The organism is Stenotrophomonas sp. 2YAF22 (genome assembly GCF_052114665.1).
GTDB lineage: Bacteria > Pseudomonadota > Gammaproteobacteria > Xanthomonadales > Xanthomonadaceae > Stenotrophomonas > Stenotrophomonas indicatrix.
The window spans coordinates 1-4,992 of sequence record NZ_JBFRFE010000306.1; the positions used below are offsets into that span (position 1 = coordinate 1).

The following is a 4,992-nucleotide window of genomic DNA, read 5'->3' on the forward strand; positions in this document are numbered from 1 at the left end:
GCTATGGCACACCGCACCAGCATGATGACGACCACAGCGATGGCGAAACCCGTGATGATGATCACTGGGAGAGCGAACGCAACCTCGGCATCGCCGCGCAGGGCCGCGCTGCAGTGGAGAAGCTGATGGCGGTATGGACAGCAGCAGGCAGTGGGCGCGTGCTGGAGGCGATTGAACAACGCGAGCATCCACTTCCGGACCCGGAGCCCGGCCAGGTCTGGTGGCTGGGACAAGACGAAGCAGAGGAACAGTCGTCGTAGCGTCGTGCCTGGCGGGTGTTGCAGGCAAAGAAAAAGCGGGCCGAAGCCCGCTTTTTCATTTTGGCGTGTCAACCAAGGTTGACACCTACCGTAATCGACCTGCGGTCGATTACTCGGCGGTGGCGCCTTCGCCTTCCTCGACGGCCTTCATCGACAGGCGGATACGGCCCTGCTTGTCGACTTCCAGCACCTTGACCTTGACCACATCGCCTTCCTTCAGCACGTCGCCGACCTTCTCGACGCGGTCGCTGGAGATCTGCGACACGTGGACCAGGCCGTCCTTGCCCGGCAGGATGGTGACGAATGCACCGAAGTCCATGATCTTGGCGACCTTGCCTTCGTAGATGCGGCCCGGCTCGACGTCCGAGGTGATCTGCTCGATGCGGGCCTTGGCGGCCTGGGCAGCGATGGCATTGACCGAAGCGATGACGATGGTGCCGTCATCCTGGATGTCGATCTGGGTGCCGGTTTCCTTGGTGATGGCCTGGATGGTCGAACCACCCTTGCCGATCACTTCGCGGATCTTGTCCGGGTGGATCTTGATGGTCAGCAGGCGCGGCGCGTAGTCCGACAGCTCCTCACGCGGGGCGGTCAGGCCGTGGGCCATTTCGCCCAGGATGTGCAGACGGCCAGCCTTGGCCTGCTGCAGAGCCTGCTTCATGATCTCTTCGGTGATGCCTTCGATCTTGATGTCCATCTGCAGGGCGGAGATGCCCTCAGCGGTACCGGCAACCTTGAAGTCCATGTCGCCCAGGTGATCTTCGTCACCCAGGATGTCGGACAGGACGACGAAGCGATCGCCTTCCTTGACCAAGCCCATGGCGATACCGGCAACCGGTGCCTTCACCGGCACGCCGGCGTCCATCAGGGCCAGCGACGAGCCGCAGACCGACGCCATCGACGAGGAACCGTTCGACTCGGTGATTTCCGAGACGACGCGGATGGTGTACGGGAAGGATTCCAGCGACGGCATCACTGCCAGCACGCCGCGCTTGGCCAGACGGCCGTGGCCGATCTCGCGACGCTTCGGGCCCATCATGCGGCCGGTTTCACCCACCGAGTAGGGGGGGAAGTTGTAATGGAACAGGAAGTTCTCTTTGTACTCACCGGAGACGGCATCGATGACCTGGCCATCACGGGCGGTGCCCAGGGTGATGGTCACGATGGCCTGCGTTTCACCGCGGGTGAACAGCGAGGAGCCGTGGGTACGCGGCAGGATGCCGGTCTTCACTGCGATCGGGCGGACGGTGTCCAGCGCACGGCCGTCGATGCGGACCTTGGTGTCCAGCACCGAGTTGCGCATGGTGCTGTATTCCAGCTCGCCGAATTCCTTCGACAGCTCGGCCGGGTTCCAGCCTTCAGCGGCCACGCGGCCGGCCAGCGACTCGACCACGTCCTTCTTGATCGCCGAGATGGCGTCGCGGCGCTGCAGCTTGTCACGCACCTGGAAGGCTTCGCCCAGACGCGGGCCGATGGCTTCCTGCAGGGCGCTGATCAGCACGTCGTTCTTGGCCGGGGCGACCCAGGTCGACGGCTTGGTGCCGGCTTCCACGGTCAGCTCGTTGATCGCGTTGATGACCTTCTGCATTTCGCGGTGACCGAAGGTCACGGCGCCCAGCATCACGTCTTCGGACAGCAGCGCGGCTTCGGATTCCACCATCAGCACAGCGTTGGCGGTACCGGCAACGACCAGCTCCAGCTCCGAATCCTTCAGTTCGGTCACGGTCGGGTTGAGGATGTACTCACCGTTCTTGTAACCCACCTTGGCGGCGGCGATCGGACCCTTGAACGGGGTGCCGGCCAGCGACAGCGCGGCCGAGGCACCGATCAGGGYCGGGATGTCACCGTCGATGTCCGGGTTCAGCGACATCACGGTGGCGATGATCTGGACTTCGTTCTTGTAGTCTTCCGGGAACAGCGGACGGATCGGACGATCGATCAGACGCGAGATCAGGGTTTCCTTCTCGGTCGCGCGGCCTTCGCGCTTGAAGAAGCCACCCGGGATACGGCCACCGGCGTAGAACTTCTCCTGGTAGTCACAGGTCAGGGGGAAGAAGTCCTGGCCCTCACGCGCGCTCTTGGCGGCAACGGCGGAGACCAGCAGCACGGTGTCGTCGAACTTGACGATGACGGCGCCACCGGCCTGGCGGGCGATTTCGCCGGTCTCAAGCGTGACGGTGTGCTTGCCGTACTGGAAGGTTTTGGTGATTTTTGCCACGGAGGGTGTCCTTGGGGATGCTGTCTGCGAATGGACCGAGGGCGACCCTTGCCGCCAACGGATGATCGGTCGTTCCGATCTGAAAAAGGTATTGCGGTGCTACAAAACAAAACCGCGGCGCATCGCTGCGCCGCGGGGGATTCGTTGCTTAGCGACGCAGGCCAAGCTTCTCGATCAGGGCCTTGTAACGCTCGACGTCCTTCTTCTTCAGGTAGTCGAGCAGGCTGCGGCGGCGGTTGACCATCTGCAGCAGACCACGGCGGCTGTGGTGATCCTTCTTGTGGGTCTTGAAGTGGCCGGTCAGCAGTTCGATGCGGGCGGTCAGCAGTGCAACCTGGACTTCCGGGGAGCCGGTATCAGCCGAGCTGCGCTTGTTGTCTTCAATGACCTTCTGGGTGTCGATCGACATGTCTTTTTTTCTCTGTGATGCGTGGCCGGCAGGAACGCGCTTTCGCGCACCGCCTGGCTCGCCGTGAACCAACAAATGGATGAAACCCGCCTTCGGCAGGCTGCCGTAAAACGGCCGCGAAATTGTAACGGCCAGGGGGCTTTGGAACAAGGTCCGGGGCTGAACCGGGCTTCTTCGTTCAGAGGTTGAAGCGGCGCTGCGGGGCCAGCAGACCGCCATCATCGACCTGGCCCAGGCCCTGCACCGCCGATCCGGGACCAAACACGGCCACCAGGCCGCGCGGCCAAGAGGGGTCGCGCTGGCGCTGGCCTACGCAGAAGCGCTGGACCTGCTCGGCGTCCAGGTCGACCCGGGGGTACTCGGACAGACCCGCCGCCAGCGGCAGCAGCAGCGCGTCCATGGCGGCCTCGTCCTGGGCTTCCACCAGGGCCCTCAGCTGCTCCAGAGTGACCATCGCCGGTTCGTGAAACGGTTCCACCCACAGGCGCCGCAGGGCGCTGATGTGTGCGCCACAGCCCAGCGTTTCACCAAGGTCACGGGCCAGACTGCGGATATAGGTGCCCGAGCCGCAGGTGACCCGCAGCCGCAGCCGCTCGGGTTGCTGCTCCAGAATCTCGATGGCGTGGACCTTGACCTGGCGCTCGGGCGCCTCGATGACGTCGCCACGGCGGGCCTTCACGTACAGCGGCTCCCCGCCCTGCTTGAGCGCGGAATAGATCGGCGCACGCTGCAGGATGTCGCCAAGCAGCGGCGCGATCGCCGCCTGCAGGGCCTCGGCGCTGATCACGGGCACCGGCCGCTCGAGCAGCACCTGGCCCTCGGCGTCGTCGGTATCGGTGGTCAGGCCCAGCACGATCTCGGCGTCGTAGGCCTTGGCCGAGCCCAGCAGCAGGCCGGCGATCTTGGTGGCCTCGCCGAAGCACAGCGGCAACAGGCCGGTGGCCAGCGGATCAAGGCTGCCGGTGTGGCCGCCCTTCTCCGCACGGAACAGGCGACGGGCGACCTGCAGCGCGGCGTTGGAGCTCATGCCGGTCGGCTTGTCGAGCAGCAGGATGCCATCCAGGCGGCGGAACTGAATTCGGGTCATGACAGGATTTGGTAGAGCCGAGCCATGCTCGGCTGCCGCAGCGCGGCCCGCATGGGCTTCGCGTTGCCGGAATGGAAAGACGCCGGGCATGGCCCGGCGCTACCTTATTCTTCGTCGCCTTCGCGACGCTTTTCGGCTGCCACGGTATCGGGCAGGTCGCGCAGCAGGTTGTCGATGCGCTCGCCACGATCGACCGAGTCGTCGTAGTGGAAATGCAGCTCCGGCACGTGCCGCAGCTTCATCGCGCGCGCCAGTTCCATGCGCAGGCCCCAGGCCAGTTCCTTCAGGCCCTTCACGGCTTCAACCGAACGTTCCGGCATCAGCGCGGTGACGAACACCTTGGCGTGGGCCATGTCGCGGGTGATTTCCACGTCGGACACGCTCACCGAGGGCAACCCGTGCTCACGCACGGCGTTGTGCACCAGGGTGCCGAGTTCACGGCGCAGCTGGGCGGAGACACGGTCGGTTCGATGGAAAGTCTTGGGCACGAGGGACTCTTGATTGAGTTGTCGCCCGACCAACGGTCGGGCGCTACATGTACATGGTAGGGCCCGACCGTTGGTCGGGCCACCGCACAGCATTACAGGGTGCGCGGCACTTCGATACGCTCGAAGCACTCGATCTGATCACCCGGCTTGACGTCGTTGTAGGCCTTCACCGCGATACCGCATTCGGTACCGTTACGGACTTCCTCGACGTTTTCCTTGAAGCGGCGCAGCGATTCCAGCTCGCCTTCGAAGATCACCACGCTGTCGCGCAGGACGCGGATCGGCTTGTTGCGCTTGACCACGCCCTCGATGACCATGCTGCCGGCGACGGCACCCAGCTTGGAGCTGCGGAAGACGTCGCGGACCTCGGCGATACCGATGATCTCTTCGCGGATCTCCACGCCCAGCAGACCGGAGGCCACCTGCTTCACCTGATCGATCACGTCATAGATGATCGAGAAGTAACGCAGGTCCACGCCGTTGGATTCGATGATGCGACGGGCCGAAGCATCCGCACGCACGTTGAAGCC

At 64.3% G+C, this 4,992-nt stretch carries 5 protein-coding genes and 1 pseudogene; 1 reads left to right on the forward strand and 5 read right to left on the reverse strand.

Annotation, left to right across the window (positions count from 1 at the left end):
• Positions 1 to 260 (forward strand): annotated as a pseudogene (locus tag AB4Y84_RS12970) (hypothetical protein); the annotation flags it as partial.
• 109 nt (positions 261 to 369) lie between these two features.
• Here the strand turns inward: AB4Y84_RS12970 and pnp are convergent.
• The 5 genes from pnp to AB4Y84_RS12995 form a co-directional block, all read right to left on the reverse strand.
• A complete protein-coding gene (gene pnp / locus AB4Y84_RS12975) occupies positions 370 to 2,478 on the reverse strand; it encodes a polyribonucleotide nucleotidyltransferase (RefSeq protein ID WP_442250241.1) in 2,109 nt (702 codons plus the stop codon).
• 148 nt (positions 2,479 to 2,626) lie between these two features.
• Positions 2,627 to 2,887 (reverse strand): 30S ribosomal protein S15, encoded by a 261-nt coding sequence (gene rpsO / locus AB4Y84_RS12980; protein ID WP_005410445.1) that lies wholly within the window; start codon positions 2,885 to 2,887, stop codon positions 2,627 to 2,629.
• A 178-nt stretch (positions 2,888 to 3,065) separates the two neighbouring features.
• Entirely contained in the window at positions 3,066 to 3,974 is a 909-nt protein-coding gene (truB, locus tag AB4Y84_RS12985; protein ID WP_312786852.1) for a tRNA pseudouridine(55) synthase TruB, read from the reverse strand.
• A gap of 104 nt (positions 3,975 to 4,078) precedes the next feature.
• Positions 4,079 to 4,462 carry a 30S ribosome-binding factor RbfA gene (gene rbfA / locus AB4Y84_RS12990; protein ID WP_025876229.1) on the reverse strand — a complete coding sequence of 128 codons (384 nt, stop codon included), beginning with the start codon at positions 4,460 to 4,462 and terminating at the stop codon, positions 4,079 to 4,081.
• Positions 4,463 to 4,554: 92 nt separating this feature from the next.
• A partial coding sequence (locus AB4Y84_RS12995) for an EF-Tu/IF-2/RF-3 family GTPase (RefSeq protein ID WP_442250242.1) occupies positions 4,555 to 4,992 on the reverse strand: 438 nt, incomplete at its 5' end.

What these genes read in the sequence shown, in the direction of transcription:
- rpsO (WP_005410445.1), bottom strand. Translation starts at nt 2,887, where the DNA reads ATGTCGATCGACACCCAGAAGGTCATTGAAGACAACAAGCGCAGCTCG.
- truB (WP_312786852.1), bottom strand. Translation starts at nt 3,974, where the DNA reads ATGACCCGAATTCAGTTCCGCCGCCTGGATGGCATCCTGCTGCTCGAC.